The 14,676-nt window shown below is 62.2% G+C and carries 11 protein-coding genes and 1 tRNA gene; 5 read left to right on the forward strand and 7 right to left on the reverse strand.

All coding sequences use genetic code 11. The features are described from left to right. The 3 genes from ABYO54_RS05105 to ABYO54_RS05115 all read left to right on the forward strand — a co-directional run. A partial coding sequence (locus ABYO54_RS05105) for a sulfatase (RefSeq protein WP_372807164.1) occupies positions 1-1,356 on the forward strand: 1,356 nt, incomplete at its 5' end. Positions 1,357-1,488: 132 nt separating this feature from the next. Then, positions 1,489-4,365, forward strand: coding sequence for a glycoside hydrolase family 2 TIM barrel-domain containing protein (locus ABYO54_RS05110; RefSeq protein WP_372807165.1), 2,877 nt, complete (start codon positions 1,489-1,491; stop codon positions 4,363-4,365). Between the two features lie 43 nt (positions 4,366-4,408). Continuing rightward, complete coding sequence (locus ABYO54_RS05115) at positions 4,409-5,647, forward strand: DUF6786 family protein (protein WP_372807166.1); 1,239 nt, start codon at positions 4,409-4,411, stop codon at positions 5,645-5,647. A 247-nt stretch (positions 5,648-5,894) separates the two neighbouring features. Here ABYO54_RS05115 and msrB read toward each other — a convergent pair whose 3' ends face one another. Next, complete coding sequence (gene msrB, locus ABYO54_RS05120; RefSeq protein ID WP_372807174.1) at positions 5,895-6,353, reverse strand: peptide-methionine (R)-S-oxide reductase MsrB; 459 nt, start codon at positions 6,351-6,353, stop codon at positions 5,895-5,897. A gap of 153 nt (positions 6,354-6,506) precedes the next feature. Here msrB and ABYO54_RS05125 point away from each other — a divergent pair, with 153 nt between their 5' ends. Then, on the forward strand, positions 6,507-6,815 hold the full coding sequence (locus ABYO54_RS05125; protein ID WP_372807167.1) for an HNH endonuclease: 309 nt from the start codon (positions 6,507-6,509) through the stop codon (positions 6,813-6,815). Positions 6,816-6,837: 22 nt separating this feature from the next. On the opposite strand, the gene ABYO54_RS05130 is transcribed toward ABYO54_RS05125, so the two are convergent. From ABYO54_RS05130 to ABYO54_RS05150, 5 genes are all read right to left on the reverse strand, one after another. Next, a complete protein-coding gene (locus tag ABYO54_RS05130) occupies positions 6,838-8,676 on the reverse strand; it encodes a sulfatase-like hydrolase/transferase (protein WP_372807168.1) in 1,839 nt (612 codons plus the stop codon). 59 nt (positions 8,677-8,735) lie between these two features. Beyond that, positions 8,736-10,271, reverse strand: coding sequence for an arylsulfatase (locus ABYO54_RS05135; protein WP_372807169.1), 1,536 nt, complete (start codon positions 10,269-10,271; stop codon positions 8,736-8,738). 223 nt (positions 10,272-10,494) lie between these two features. Beyond that, a tRNA-Lys gene (locus tag ABYO54_RS05140) sits at positions 10,495-10,570 on the reverse strand. Between the two features lie 164 nt (positions 10,571-10,734). Further along, positions 10,735-12,027: a PQQ-binding-like beta-propeller repeat protein gene (locus ABYO54_RS05145; protein ID WP_372807170.1), complete on the reverse strand. Its 1,293-nt coding sequence runs from the start codon at positions 12,025-12,027 to the stop codon at positions 10,735-10,737. Between the two features lie 155 nt (positions 12,028-12,182). Further along, a complete protein-coding gene (locus tag ABYO54_RS05150; RefSeq protein ID WP_372807171.1) occupies positions 12,183-12,428 on the reverse strand; it encodes a DUF504 domain-containing protein in 246 nt (81 codons plus the stop codon). A 118-nt stretch (positions 12,429-12,546) separates the two neighbouring features. On the opposite strand from ABYO54_RS05150, the gene ABYO54_RS05155 reads away from it, so the two are divergent. Then, complete coding sequence (locus ABYO54_RS05155; protein ID WP_372807172.1) at positions 12,547-14,049, forward strand: tetratricopeptide repeat protein; 1,503 nt, start codon at positions 12,547-12,549, stop codon at positions 14,047-14,049. Positions 14,050-14,071: 22 nt separating this feature from the next. Here the strand turns inward: ABYO54_RS05155 and ABYO54_RS05160 are convergent. Next, on the reverse strand, positions 14,072-14,676 hold a 605-nt coding region (locus tag ABYO54_RS05160; RefSeq protein ID WP_372807173.1), incomplete at its 5' end, for a gamma carbonic anhydrase family protein.

Raw genomic sequence — 14,676 nt, forward strand, 5'->3', positions numbered from 1 at the left:
ACCTTCGGCGCCTATGGGGGCACGATGGTCCAAACGCCCGCCTTTGATCGGCTGGCCGAGGGCGGCGTCCTGTTCCGCAACGCCTACAACTGCAACCCGAAATGCTCGCCGGCGCGGGCCTGCCTGGTGACGGGCCGCTACAGCTGGCAACTGGAAGAGGCCTGCAACCATTGGCCCCGTTTCCCGGAAAAATTCTCCTTCTACCCCCATCTGCTCAAAGACGCCGGATTCCACGTGGGCTTCACCGGAAAGGGCTGGGCGCCGGGGGTCTGCGCAGGCGAGAACCCGGCCGGAAAGGCCTATAACGACATCAAGCTGAAGCCACCCTACTCCGGGATCAGGAATATCGATTACGCGGCCAACTTCGCCGCCTTCCTCAACCAAAACCCGGACGGCCGCCCGTTCTGCTTTTGGCTGGGAACCTCCGAACCGCACCGGGCCTATGAAAAGGGTTCCTGGAAAAAGGCGGGCCTCCGGTTGGCCGATGCCGTGGTGCCGCCCTTCTTTCCGGACAACGAAACGATTCGCGGCGACCTCCTCGACTATGCCGTCGAGGTCACGTGGTTCGACCGCCACGTCGGCCGGGCGATCGGGGAACTGGAGCAGCGCGGTTTGCTCGAAAACACGCTGATCATCGTCACGTCCGATCACGGCATGCCGTTCCCGCGCATCAAGGGGCAGCTTTATGAAGAGGGGTTCCATGTGCCGATGGTCGCCTATTGGCACGGCGTCATCCAACCGGGCCGCGTGGTCGAGGACTTCGTCAGCTTCCCGGACGTGGCGCCGACGTTCATGCAGGCGGTTGGTCTGGAGCCGCACCAACAGATGACGGGCAAGAGCTTCCTGGATCTGCTGCGGTCCCCCCAGTCGGGCTGGATCGATCCGGCGCGCGACCACGTCCTGCTCGGCAAGGAGCGGCACGATATCGGGCGGGAGAACGCCGAGGGAAAGGACCTGGCCTATCCCGTCCGCGCCATCCGCACCAAGGATTTCCTGTATGCCCACAACATGAAACCGGACCGCTGGCCGGCCGGCAATCCCGAGCTGGGGCTGAAGAATTGCGACAACTCGCCCACGAAGAGCTATCTCACCGCGCTGAAACCGGGCGACCCGGAATACCGCTTCTATGCATGGAGCTTTGGCCTGCGCCCCGAAGAGGAGCTTTACCAGATCCGGAAGGACCCGCACTGCATGGTCAACCTGGCGGACAACCCCGAATACCACGAGATCATGGCCCGGCTGAAGGCGCAGATGGAGGCCGAACTGGTAGATCAGAACGATCCGCGCATGCTCGGCCAGGGCGATCTCTTCGACCACTACCCCTACCTCGGGAAAGGCGGCAACAAACGGAAGTGAACCAAGCCGAAGGCCTCTTAAATTGAACGGCCTTCTTTTAAATCGCAGGGGAATCGTCTATAGCTATCCGGGTTGACTCATGCTGCGGAAAGCAGGCTCCGGCAAACACGGTAGAACGCAAGGAATGGATACATGATAAAATACGCGAGCCCCCTGTTGGTTTCGATGGTGTTGACGGCGGCGGGATTCGCCGACGACACCTCCTTCAATTTTGGTTGGCGCTTTGCCAAAGGCGATCAAGCGGCGGCAATTGCGCCGGACTTCGACGACGCGGCCTGGGAGCAGGTCGACCTGCCGCACGACTGGGCCATCTCCGGGCCGTTCGGCGCGCTGACGGAACCGGGCGCGACCGGCAAGCTCCCCTGGATCGGCGAAGGCTACTACCGCAAGCACTTCGACCTCCCCGCCGAGGCGGAAGGAAAACGCCTTCAGTTTGTTTTCGACGGGGTGATGGCGAACCCCACGGTCTATCTCAACGGCCAGGAAGTCGGCTCGTGGACCTATGGCTACAACTCGTTCTGGATCGATGCCACCGCGGCCGCGAATTTCGGCGGCGGCAATGTCCTGACGGTGCACGCCGATACCCGGCAGCACACCTCGCGTTGGTATCCGGGCGCGGGCATCTACCGCAAGGTCGCCATCCGGCTGGTCGACCCGCTCCATATTCCGGTCTGGGGCGTCTGCGTCACCACCCCCGAAGTGACCGACCGGCAGGCGACGGTCCGCGCCGAAGTCGAACTGACCAACTCCGCCACGCGGGCGCAGACGGTCGAGATCGAAACCACCCTGCTCGATCCCGCCGGCAAAAAAGTTGCCCAACGCCGCAACGCCATCACCGTCCCGCCCGGGACGCTTCAGGTTGCCGGTTTCGAGTTTAACGTCCCCGCTCCGCTGCGCTGGGATGTGGATTCGCCGAACCTCTATCAGGTGGCGACGCGCCTGCTGGCGGACGGGCAGGAGCGCCAGCGGGTGGCCACGCCGCTCGGCCTGCGCACCTTCGCGTGGACGGCCGACGACGGCTTCCACCTCAACGGCCGCCGCGTGCAGCTCCACGGCGTCAACCTGCATCACGGCCACGGCCCGCTGGGCGCCGCCTTTTTCCCGCGGGCGATGGAGCGCCAGTTGCAGATCATGAAGCAGATGGGCGTCAATGCCATCCGCACGTCGCACAATGCCCCCGCGCCGGAATTGCTGGAGCTGTGCGACCGCATGGGCTTCGTGGTCTGGGACGAGCTGTTCGATAAGTACGACAAGTTTGCCGGGATTCCGTGCAGCATCGATGAATATGTCGACCGCTATGCGGAGCGCGAGGTCGTGAACTTCGTTCGCCGCGACCGGAACCACCCCAGCATCTTCACCTGGTCGATCGGCAACGAGATCGCGGGGCTGGAAAAGGAGCATGTCGACCAGATGGTCGCCTATTTCAAGCGGCAGGACACGACGCGCGCGATTACGCTGGGCAGCCACATTCCGGCCCAGGCGTCGAAGCGGATCATCGACGCGCTGGATACCAGCGGCTGGAACTATGCGCAAAAATATATGACCGCCCGCCAGACCTATCCCACGATGCCGCTGATCTACAGCGAGTCGGCCTCGGCCTTCGGAACGCGCGGCGCGTATAAGCTGAACTCGCCAAGAACGAAAACGGACTGGGGCAACGACGGCGAGCTGAATGCGCATGTGCTGACGGCGGCCGCCTGGGCGGACATTCCCGAAGTCGAGTTCGAGCGGATGCGGCGCCATCCCTTCATGGCGGGCGAATTCGTCTGGACCGGATTCGATTATCTCGGCGAACCGACGCCCTACCAGGGCGGCAACGGCAAGTCGGCGCAACCCAGCGGCGCATTGGCCCGCAGCAGCTATTTCGGCATCGTGGACCTGGCCGGACTGCCCAAGGATTCCTACCACCTCTACCGCAGCCACTGGCGGCCGGAGGAGCCCACCGTCCACCTCGCCCCCCACTGGAACTGGGAGGGCCACGAGGGCGAAGCCGTGCCCGTCTACGTCTATACGAACGGCGACGAAGCCGAGCTCTTCCTGAACGGCCGCAGCCTCGGCCGCAAGAGCAAGGTCGACCCCGCCAAGCAAAAGCTGGCCAACCTCGCCTATGGCAAGGTGGCATCCGCCAGCAGCGAAGAGCTGATCCAGGATGCCGGCGGAAACGTGCAGGCGGAAAACCTGGCGGGCAAAGCCATCGACGGCAACAGCGCAACCCGCTGGTGCGCCAAGGACGGGAGCTACCCGCAGCATTGGCAGGTTGACCTCGACGAATCCCGCACCATCGCCTTCGTCTCGATCCAATGGGAAAAGCCCGACCCCAAGCGCGCGTTTGAACTGCAGACCTCCACGGATGGCAAAAAATGGAAGCCGGTTAAGACCAAAGCCTTGACCCAGCGCGACCGGAGCGAACTGCGCTTCCCGCCGCTGTCGGCGCGCGGGGTGCGGATCGTGGTCAACAACGGCCAAAAGTGGGCCAGCATCCGCGAAGTCGAGGTGCTGGAAAATCCGCCTGCAAATGGCGCGGGCAGCGAAAATCCCTATTTCAACGTGGTCGATACCTACCGCATCCGCTGGATGGAGGTGCCCTATGCCTCCGGCGAGCTCAAGGCCGTGGCCTACAAAAACGGAAAGCCCCTCGGCGAAGCCGTCGTCCGCACCGCCGGCCAGGGCGCGCAGCTCAGGCTGACCGCCGACCGCACGCAACTCCGGGCCGACGGCATGGACCTGTGCTACGTGACGATCGACCTGCTCGACCAGGACGGCAACCTCTGCCCGCGCGCAATGGACGATTTGACCTTCTCCGTGACCGGGGCCGCAAAATTGCAGGGCGTCGCCAACGGAAATCCGCTGGGACACGATGTGTTCACCGATGCCACGCATCCGCTCTTCTACGGCAAAGCCGTCGCCGTGCTGCGCAGCCTTCCCGGACAGTCGGGCGCCGCGACGCTGAAGGTGAAGACCGCCGCGGGGATCGAATCCAGCGCAACGGTGGAATTCAATCGGGAATGAGAACAATCGATAAGGAAATGACTAACATAAGGAGAAATGCCAAATGACGAATAAGCAAGTAGTAGGTTTGGGGCTGGCGGGTGCCGCATCGCTCATGCTCGCGGGGTGCACCTGCGTTTCGGGCGGGTTTTCGGACGACGTCGCGTTCATGAAAGAGCACACGCCGATCATCCTGTTGAAAGACGGCGATGCCGCCGTCGCGGTCGCTCCCGACTACCAGGGGCGCGTCATGACGAGCACGTTCGACCGCAAGGCGGGACCGAGCTTTGGCTGGATCAACCGGCCCGTCATTGAAAAAGGACTGCTTTCCGACGAGGAGAAAAAGGGCAAGCTCGAAGAGCACATCTATGTCTTCGGCGGGGAAGAACGCTTCTGGCTCGGCCCGGAAGGCGGACAGTTCGCGCTCTACTTCAAGCCGGGCGACAAATTCGAGTTTTCCGATTGGCGCACGCCTGCGGTCATCGATACCGAACCCTTCGAAGTGGTCTCCACGTCCAAGGACCGGGCGGTATTCCGCCGCGACTGCGAGCTGACCAACTTCAGCGGCACCGTCTTTAAAATGGGCATCGAACGGACCGTCCGCCTGCTGGACGAAGCCGCCACCGCAGAAACCATCGGCATCGACCTGCCCGAAGGCATTCGCATGGTCGCTTTCGAAACCGACAACCGCCTGACCAACACCGGCGAAAAACCGTGGGTCCCCGAAACCGGACTGCCTTCCATCTGGATGCTGGGCATGCTGAACCCGGCCCCGAAAACCACCATCGTCATTCCGTTCAAGGCCGGCCCCGAAGCCGAACTCGGCCCGAAGGTCAACGACGCCTACTTCGGCAAGGTTCCGCCCGAATACCTGAAGGTCGAAGAAGACATCCTCTTCTTCAAGGGCGACGGCACCCGCCGCGGCAAGATCGGCATTGGCCCCAAACGCACCAAGGGCGTCGCCGGCAGCTACGATGCCGACAGCCAGGTGCTGACGGTCGTCACCTACAACATGCAGGACGCGCCCTACGGATACGTCAACTCCATGTGGGAACATCAGAAAGAGCCCTATTCCGGCGACGTGATCAACTCCTACAACGACGGCTCGCCCGAACCGGGCGCCGCCCCGCTGGGCCCGTTCTATGAAATCGAAACCTCCTCGCCTGCCGCCGCCCTCAAGCCCGGCGAAACGATGAAGCACGTCCAGCGCACCATGCACTTCCAAGGCTCCGAAGCCGATCTCGACGGCATTGCCCTGAAGGTCTTTGGCGTCGATCTCGAAACGATCAAATCCAAATTCTAGCCGCGCTCGTTGCCGGAGCCGCCCGGGCTCCGGCTTCCCGCAATTCCATAGCCCCAGACAAACACCGCCGTGTTTTCTGGGGCTATTTTTTTGTGCCGTTTTAAAAACCCGCGGGAGCAGGCCGGCGGCCTGCAGAAGTGGCCTCGGTTTCCATACCGGGGGTCCGGTTGGCGGAAAACACCGGATCGGAGTCCGGCGCTACGGGGCTTTGGGTTCCAACCGCAGTAGGCATCGGGCAAGGCGCCCGCTATTTTTTTGGGGGATCGGTTTTGCGGAACTTGATCGAGGCGGAGTTGATGCAGTAGCGCAGGCCGGTCGGCGGCGGGCCGTCGGGGAAGACATGCCCGAGGTGGGCGTCGCATTTCGTGCAAACGACCTCGGTACGGACCATGCCGTGCGACGTATCGCGGTGCTCGGTGATGACCTGGTCGTTGACGGGCTTGAAATAGCTCGGCCAGCCGCAGCCGGCATCGAACTTGGTATCGGAGAGGAACAGGTCGGTGCCGCAACACACGCAGGAATAGATGCCCCACTCCGCGTGATCCCAGTATGCTCCGGAGAACGCGCGTTCGGTGCCCTTCTTGCGGGTTACCCGGTACTGTTCGTCGGAGAGTTGCTTTTTCCACTCCGCTTCGGTTTTAACGACTTTGTTGGTATCCACGGTTCCAACCTCCTTTGCACAGGCCGACAAAACAACTGCAGCCATCATTACTGAAACAAACGGTATTTTCATGGTAAACCTCCGCTCTTGAGACGCCATAGCTTCGCTTTCGTTCAATCCCGAGTCAACCCTTGGAACTTTTCATTGAATCCGCGCGGGGGTGCGATTAGTTTCCAGCCATCGAAACGGAGAACGGTTGTGGACGACGACTGGATTGAAATCAAGAAAGACCCGGCCCACGTGAAGCGCGAGCGGGCCAAGGCGAAGGAGCTGCGCAAGAGCGACTGGTGGAAGCAGCAGCTCGCCAAGGGCATTTGCCACTATTGCGGCGGGCACTTCGAGGCGGAAGAACTGACGATGGACCACGTTCTGCCGGTGGTGCGCGGCGGCAAGAGCACCAAGAGCAACTGCGTCGTCTGCTGCAAGACGTGCAACAACGACAAGAAATACCTCACGCCGGCCGAGCTGATCATGCGGGAGCTGGAGAACCAAAACCCCGAGGCATGAGCGGCTGCGGAAAGCGGAACGGCTATTTGGCGAGGTAGTCCAGGCGCTGTTTCGCCAAGTTGCCTTTCCCCTTCGCCCACGAAGCCGATGAGAACGCCGAGGGGTCGAAGTCGTATCCCGGGGCGGAGTCTTCCAGCAGCGTGGCCGAGTTGAGGATCAGGTTGGCTTCCACCGGATCATCGACCTGCTTCAGGACCTCGTAGATGACCGGACGCGGATCGGCCTGCCCGGTCAGGCCGAGGAATTCGGCGGCGCGCACGCGCACCAGCCGGTCGGCGTCGGACGCGGCCATGGTCTTGGCCTTTTCATAGAACGGCGCGGCCTGCTCGCCGAACGAAGAGCAGACGATCACGCCCCAGTAGCGCTCGACCGGGTCGGCTGACGCGAGTGCGCGGGCAATGCCCTGCTTCACTTCCGGGAACTGCCGAAGGCTAAGGTCGGCGATCTCCACCAGCGCGCCGATCCGCGCCTGGTTTTTCCGGCCATACGCCGTCGGGTTTTGGAGTCCTTCCTTCAGGAAGACGGGTTCGGGAATAAAGCTGAGGTCGGGCATCGATTTGACGCGTTGCCGCAGCAGCGCGCGCAGCTGCAGAAGCCGGTCGGCGTAGGCCGGGTCGCCCGCGAGGTTGTTCACCTCGTCGGGATCGCTCTTGAGATTGTAGAGCGTTTCGGGCGGGCGGCGCTCGAAGAATTGGCGCTGCACTTCGTTGAGTGCGCCGTCCCGGTACAGGTCGCGCCACTCCCGGTAGGCGATCATTTTGTAGCGGTAGTCGTTGTGAAGGCCATCGTAGTTGAAGGGCTGGTAGCTGCGCATGTAGATGAAGTCGCCCTGGCGGACCGTGCGGACGAGATCGTATTTTTCGTCGAAGCGGTCGGCATAGCCGAAGGCGGTGTCGCGGGCGTTGAGTTCGGCGAGTTCAACGCCGTTGCCCAGAAAGGGCTCGCCATCGATCCCTTTCGGAATCTCCGCGCCCGCGAGATTGAGCACGGTGGCGGAGAGGTCGACAAACTCGACGAAGCCATCGATGCGGCTGCCGGGCCGGGCCGGCGCCAAATGGGTCCAGTTTTTGGGTACGTAGACGACCATCGGCACCTGTTGGCCGTTGTTGTAGGCATAGCCCTTGCCGCGCGGCAGCACGCCGCCGTGGTCGCCGTAGTAGAAGATGAAGGTGTCGTCCATCAGCCCCTCTTTTTCAAGCCCCTGGATAAACTTGCCGAGCTCGGCATCGAGCTTCATGTGGTTGTCGAGGTAGCGCGCGTAGGTATAGCGGAAGGTTTCGGTGTCGGGGTGATAGGAATAGAGTTCAACGCCGTTTGCATCGGTGGCCACGGGTTGCGCCATGTCCTTGAAATGCAGGCTGCTCTCGTGGGTGGTCGTATAGTTCTGCACGTGGAAGAACGGCTGGCCGGGCTGGCGCTTGCGGTAGCTGGCTTTTTTCGACGACTCGTCCCAGACGCCCGCCTTTTCGGAAGGCGCGAAGTTGTAGTCCTCCTTATGGCAGTTGGAGGTGTAGTAGCCCGCCGCACGCAGGTAGTACGGGAACATTTTAATTCCCTCCGGCATGGGCACCGGCTCCTGCTTGCGGTGGTATTCCGCGCCGGTGCGCGGGGCATAGCAGCCCGAAATGATCGTGCTGCGCGCCACCGAGCAAACCACGCCGCAGGAAAACGCATGGTTGAACACCAGCCCGTGCGCCGCGAGCTTTTCGATGGTCGGCATCGACGCGCCGTTTTCATCGTACAGCTTCAGCCAGCCGGCCGAGTTGTCTTCGCTCACCAGCCAGACGATATTGGGCCGGTCCGGTTGGGCCTGTGCGGCAACGGCGCACAGAAGCATTGCAATGCCAATTCGTTTCAACATGGTTTCTCCTTGTTCAATTCACCTTCACGCCGCTTCCGATACTCCGCGCGCGACCACGGCTAGTCGCGAATGCGCCCGTTGTTCTTGATCTCGGCCAAGCGGGCGGCCATCTCTTCGGCAACCTCGGGATAGAGGCTCAGCACATTGCGCGTTTCGCCGATATCCTCATCCAGCTTGAAGAGCTCGCGCTGGCCGGCCTTGTCCTTGTGCATCCAGCCGCCACGGCCGAACTCGATGTATTTCCACGGGCCGCGGCGCAGGGCGATGGTGGCACCGGCCTCCGACGGCATGAACGGCAACCCCGTTTGGTCTTCCCCCAGCAGGGCCGCCAAACTATCGCGGCTGTCGGGCGCCTCGTCATACGCCAGCTCGATCTCCAGCAGCTTGGCGAATGAAGCCATGAAATCAATATGGCTGACCAGTGCGTCGGATTTGCCCGGCTTGATCCGTGCCGGCCAGCGGACGATGAACGGGACGCGGGTTCCGCCCTCGTAGATCTTGTACTTGCCGCCGCTATAGGGTCCGGAGCCATCGTGGCCGTTGTCGACTTCGCCGTCCGATTTGCGCACCGTGCTGCCATCCGCATAGCCGTCGTCGTAGACCGGGCCGTTGTCGCTGGAAAAAATGACGATGGTATTTTCGGTCAGCCCGTTTTGCTCCAGCGCCCGGAGGATCTCGCCGGTGGACCAGTCGAACTGCACCATGGCATCGCCGCGCTTGCCCAGCCCGGTCACGCCCAGGAAGCGCGGGTTCGGGGCGCGCGGCACATGGATATCCTGCGCGGCGAAATAGAGAAAGAACGGCCGGTCCTTCTTCGCCGCAATGTAGGCCTTCGCCTTTTCGACGAAACGGTCCGCCATGGTCTCATCGTTCCACAGCGCCGATTTGCCGCCCCACTGATAGCCGATGCGGGCAATGCCGTTGATTACGCTGGAAGCATGCTGGTCATCGGCCTGGTAATAGGTCTGGGCCTTGCGGTTCTTGCGGCCGATCGGATAGACGGTGCCTGCGAACCCTTGCGGCGGAACGGGCTCTTCGGTGATGTAAAGCGGGTCGGCCGGATCGAGGTTCACCACCCGATGGTTCTCCAGATAGACGCAAGGGACGCGGTCGTTGGTCACCGGCAAGAGATAGGAATAGTCGAAGCCCACTTCGAGCGGTCCCGGCTTCACATCGCCGTTCCAATCCGTCGGCACCCCTTCCGTGCCAAGGCCCAGATGCCATTTGCCGATCACGGCGGTGTCGTAGCCCGCCTTTTTGAACAGCTTCGGCAGGGTAAGTTTGTCGGTCGGCAAACACAGCGGCGCGCCGGGAGGCAGGATGCCGATCCCCTCGCGGAAACCAAACCGGCCGGTCAGCATGGAATAGCGCGACGGCGTGCAGGTCGACGCCGTGCAGTGGCCATCCATGAATTGAAGCCCCTCCGATGCCAGGCGGTCGATGTTCGGCGTCGGGATCTTTTCCGCGCCATAAACCCCGACGTCCCCGTATCCGACATCGTCGCCGTAAATGATGACCACATTCGGTTTCCCAAGCGCCGGGCCATTCAGCGCGGCGCCTAGAACAAAACCCGTGAGCAAAACACAAAACTTCATTTCCAGCCCTCCTGCCATCGGTATAGCGTATTCGTGGTTTAACCACGAGATATGGAACTGTAGCGGAAACCGGCAGTAGAACAAACCGATACTTGAGCGGAGCAACGTCCCCCTGCCGCGCGGCCCAATCGTTCGCCGCGAAAACATTGCCCGCGCGCCGCATCTGGAGGAGAGCCAAAAAAAGAAAACCCCCGTGCCTATTGACTAGACCAGGGGTTAAGAATGGTAGAAGCGCAGGGGCTCGAACCCTGGACCCGCTGATTAAGAGTCAGCTGCTCTACCGACTGAGCTACGCTTCCATTCGAGAAGGGAAGGAAGCTAATGATTCGGAATCGGAGGTGCAATACTAAATTTCGAAATTATTTCCGCACGCTTGTTGCCTCGAATTCCAGCCCCCCGAAACGCCCGGCCGGCTGGCGGCGGATTGCATTCGCCGCGGCCTTGCCATCAAATCCGGCGCAGGTCACTCCCCAATGCAGTAGAGCGCTTGGTCGGTGCGCATGATGAGCCGGTTTTCCGAGACGGCGATGCAGGCGTTTACGCGGGAGGGATCATCTTTGAAGGTGTTAACGGCCAGTTGCCGGAACGCGGGTTTGGCTTCGATGACGTAGGTTCCGTGGTCCTGCGAGGCCACGTAGAGCTTGCCGTCGGCAAACAGCGGCGAGGCATAGACCAGCCCGGGGACGGGATCGAGCGCTTCCTCGAAGACGGTTTCCCCGGTTGCGGCATCGAGGCAGACGGCCTTCCCCTTTTCATGGAAGAAATAGAGATGGCCATCGACATACACCGGGGAGGTGATGTTCGAGCCGCCGCGGACCGACCAAAGCGCATGGCTTTCGGAGACATCGCCCTGGCCGCCTGCACGCACGGCCAAGGCGGTATTGTTTCGCGCACCGATGGAGTAGACGACGCCCTCGTGCGAAACCACGCTGGGGCACAGATAGCTGTCCGGCGGCCCCGCGCATGCCCACAGCTCCTGGCCCGTCGAAGGGTCGAACCCCTTGAGCTTGGAGGTTCTTTCGCGCCCGCCGTCGGGGATCGCCAGCACCAGTTCCTGCCGGCCGCCGACCGCCACGAGCATCGGCGAGGCCCAGCATTTTGAAATGCCTTCAACCTTCCAGGCTTCCTTGCCGGTTCGGGCGTCGAGCGCAACCATCGCCTCGCTTTCGATGCTGGCGTTCACGATGAGCAATCCCTGGTGGAGCAGCAGCGACGTGGCGCAGCCCCAGCCATGTGTTTTCGAGCCGACCTTGGCGTGCCACACTTCGTTCCCATCCAGATCGAAGGCGTAGACCCCGGAAATGCCGAAGAAGACATAGATCCGTTCGCCGTCGGTGACGGGCGTGCTCGATGCATAGCCGTGGTGGGTGTTGTTTCTGCCGACATATTTGGATTCGGGCTGCTCGGCCTTGAAGTCCTTTTGCCAGAGCACCTTTCCGGAGTTTCGGTCGACGCACACCAGATGGCGTTTGAGCTCCTCCATTTCGCCGGGCTCGTCGATCGACACGCCGTAGCCGGAATAGGAGGTCGTGAAAATTTTTCCGCCAACGATGATCGGGCTGGAGGTTCCCGGGCCGGGCAGCTCGCATTTCCACACGATATTTTCGCCCGTGCCCCAGGTTACGGGCAAGCCCGCTGCACCTTCCGCCTTGCCCAGTCCGCCCGGTCCGCGAAACTGCGTCCAATCGCTTGCGACAGCCCCGAGCCCGATCAACAGCGCGGCTCCCATGATACAACGGCCCATTCGATCATTCATTGGCAACTCCTTGTTTCGCGTTACGGGAACCGGAAGGCTCCCGGGTGGAGAAATCAGGCTCCGACCCAACGGTCGTTCAGCTGAAGATCTCCGAAAAGCGGGGGTAGTATAGCGGCACGAATGAGGCGGCGGAAGCGCGTATTGAGTTCATCATTTCAGCGCCGCCAGATGGTTGCGCCGTTCTTGCGGACTTCGCGGATGCGGTGGTATGGGATGTCCCGCACCACGCCGTCGATCACGATCCCGAACGAAAAACGGTTGCCGCTCTCCATCCGAAGCTCCCCGAGCGCGTGGAACTCGACGGCGTCGGCCACGCGGTCGTAGATCCCCACCTCGAAATCGCCTTGGCCGAAATCCGGGTCCCACCGGATATGGCTCAGCACCTGCTGTATCGTTTCCATGCGGCGATTCTGGAGCCGGCAACGGGGGCGATCAACGAAATAATCCCGCGGCGGCTCCGCGACCGGACGGCCGGGGTGTCCAGCGCAACGGAAAAACAACGTCATAGATAGAAAGCCTATGAAACCGAAACCGACAACCCAGTACATCCATCTGACCCTCCTTTTCCTGGCGGCCAGCGTTTGCCTTGCCGCGGCCGCCCCCAAGAACCAGGAATCGGCCGAAGAGATCTACGAGCGAGCCATGACCGTCTTCAAGATCGATCCCGAGGCGGCGATGTCGCTCTTCCAAAAATCGGCGAAGCTCGGGCATACGGAATCGATGCTGCGGATCGGCCACTGCTTCGAAACGGGCACCGGCACCGCAAGCAACCCCAAGACGGCGGTGCAGTGGTACAAGAAATCGGTCGAGGCCGGCAACCCGGCGGCGCTGGTCCAGATCGGCAGCCTCTACGAAAGCGACAACAAAAAATTTCCGCCCGACTACGCCGAGGCGATCGACTGGTACGAACAAGCCGTCACCAACACCGCCTCGCTCAAGGCCTGCGCCGGGCTCGCGCGCATCTATGCCGCCTGTCCCGACCCCACCTTCCACAACGGCCCCAAGGCGCTCCTGTACGCGACCGTGCTGGCCAAAAAGGAACCCGACAACCCCGAAAGCTTCGATCTGCTGGCGGCGGCCTACATGCGCAACCTCGAATTTGCAAACGCGCTCAAGGCCGCTTCCAAGGCGATCCTGCTCTCGCCGCTCGACGAAGCCGCCGACCGCCGCGCCCGGCGCGAAACCTACGAAAACGGCGTGCCCTTCCCCGCCGTCGCAACCGACGAATGGATCCAGGAAGCCGCCGAGCTGCAGTCCATGTGGGCCATGCTCAAGCTGGCCGATGCGTACAACGACCTGCTCGCCGAAGGGCACAACCCCGAACTCGCCCGCCTGTGGTACGAAAAGGCCGCCGAAAACGGCGACCTCCAGGCGCAGGTTCAGCTCGGCACCATGTGCTACCACGGCATCGGCGGCGACGTGAACTTCGAGAAAGCCTTCTGGTGCTTCGGCGAGGCCGCCCAGGCCGACGTTGCCGAGGCGTATGCCCCGCTCGCCCGCATGTATGTCGGCGGCAAAGGCGTCCGCTCCGATTTCAAGCTGGCCAAGGAATGGTACCAACGTGCCGTCGACGCCGGGGAGAAAAACGGGATCCAAAACGAATTCTCTGCCATACGGCAGCTCGACAAACTCCAGGACGCCCCCACCGCCGACGCGCTTTACGAGGCCGGACGCCTCCTCGAAAGGAACGGCGACGCCAAGCCCGACGGCACCAAGATGACCTACTCGATGCTGACGTCGCGGATCTACTCCTACTACTGGGTGGCCGCCGAGCTCGGCAGCACCGATGCCATGCGGGCCGTCGCCGAAATGCATTTCTACGGCCCGCGTTATTTTGTCCGCGAAGGGCTGCTCGACAAAAAGAACGGCGGCCTGGCAGTCAACTTTGCCAAGGCGCTCGAATGGTACGAGGAACTCGCCCGAAAAGGCATCCTCCTCCCCGAATACGCACGGGCCAAGGAAGGCCATCTCCAGGAGCTCGCCGCACGCCGCGCCAAATACCAAAAGACCGGCCGCAAATAGGGCCCGACCCGTTGCCGGCTCTTCAGCCAGCCGGCGCGTCGGGATCGATCCGTTTCATGGCGCCGTTTCGGTAGCGGTTCATTTTGTCGACGTAGCGCGCGGCATAGCTCCGGATCTTGGCGATGTCGCCGTCCGAAAGCGTCCGGATAACCCGGGCCGGGGAGCCGATCGCCAGCGAGCCGGGCGGAATGACGCGGCCCTGGCCGACGAGCGAGCCCGCGCCGACAATGCAGTTGTCGCCGATCTCGCACCCATCGAGCAAGATGGCCCCCATGCCGATCAGGCAGTTGTTGCCGACCTTGCAGCCGTGCAGCGTGACCTGGTGGCCAACCGTCACGTCGTCGCCCAAAATCGTCGGCGCATCCTTGCCGGTGTGGGCAACGGAGTTGTCCTGGATGTTGCTGCGCTTGCCGACGACGATCGGCTCGATGTCGCCGCGCAAAACGGCGCCGAACCAGATGCTCGCTTGCTCGCCCAAAACGACATCGCCGATCAGGGTTGCGGAATCGGCAACATAATATTCCGTGGGCAGGGTTGGAACGCGGTCTTCAAAGCGATAGATCATGCGCGGATTTAACACGACGGCGCGCGCCCCCTCAAGCGCGGAACGGCACCAAAGCCGGCCGC

The organism is Pontiella sp. (assembly GCF_041622395.1).
In the GTDB taxonomy this organism is placed as follows: domain Bacteria; phylum Verrucomicrobiota; class Kiritimatiellia; order Kiritimatiellales; family Pontiellaceae; genus Pontiella.

Bases quoted from the DNA above. Each gene is read 5' to 3' on its own strand.
- ABYO54_RS05110 (WP_372807165.1), top strand. From the start codon at position 1,489: ATGATAAAATACGCGAGCCCCCTGTTGGTTTCGATGGTGTTGACGGCG.
- ABYO54_RS05115 (WP_372807166.1), top strand. From the start codon at position 4,409: ATGACGAATAAGCAAGTAGTAGGTTTGGGGCTGGCGGGTGCCGCATCG.
- msrB (WP_372807174.1), bottom strand. From the start codon at position 6,353: ATGGCTGCAGTTGTTTTGTCGGCCTGTGCAAAGGAGGTTGGAACCGTG.
- ABYO54_RS05130 (WP_372807168.1), bottom strand. From the start codon at position 8,676: ATGTTGAAACGAATTGGCATTGCAATGCTTCTGTGCGCCGTTGCCGCA.
- ABYO54_RS05135 (WP_372807169.1), bottom strand. From the start codon at position 10,271: ATGAAGTTTTGTGTTTTGCTCACGGGTTTTGTTCTAGGCGCCGCGCTG.
- ABYO54_RS05145 (WP_372807170.1), bottom strand. From the start codon at position 12,027: ATGAATGATCGAATGGGCCGTTGTATCATGGGAGCCGCGCTGTTGATC.
- ABYO54_RS05150 (WP_372807171.1), bottom strand. From the start codon at position 12,428: ATGGAAACGATACAGCAGGTGCTGAGCCATATCCGGTGGGACCCGGAT.
- ABYO54_RS05155 (WP_372807172.1), top strand. From the start codon at position 12,547: ATGAAACCGAAACCGACAACCCAGTACATCCATCTGACCCTCCTTTTC.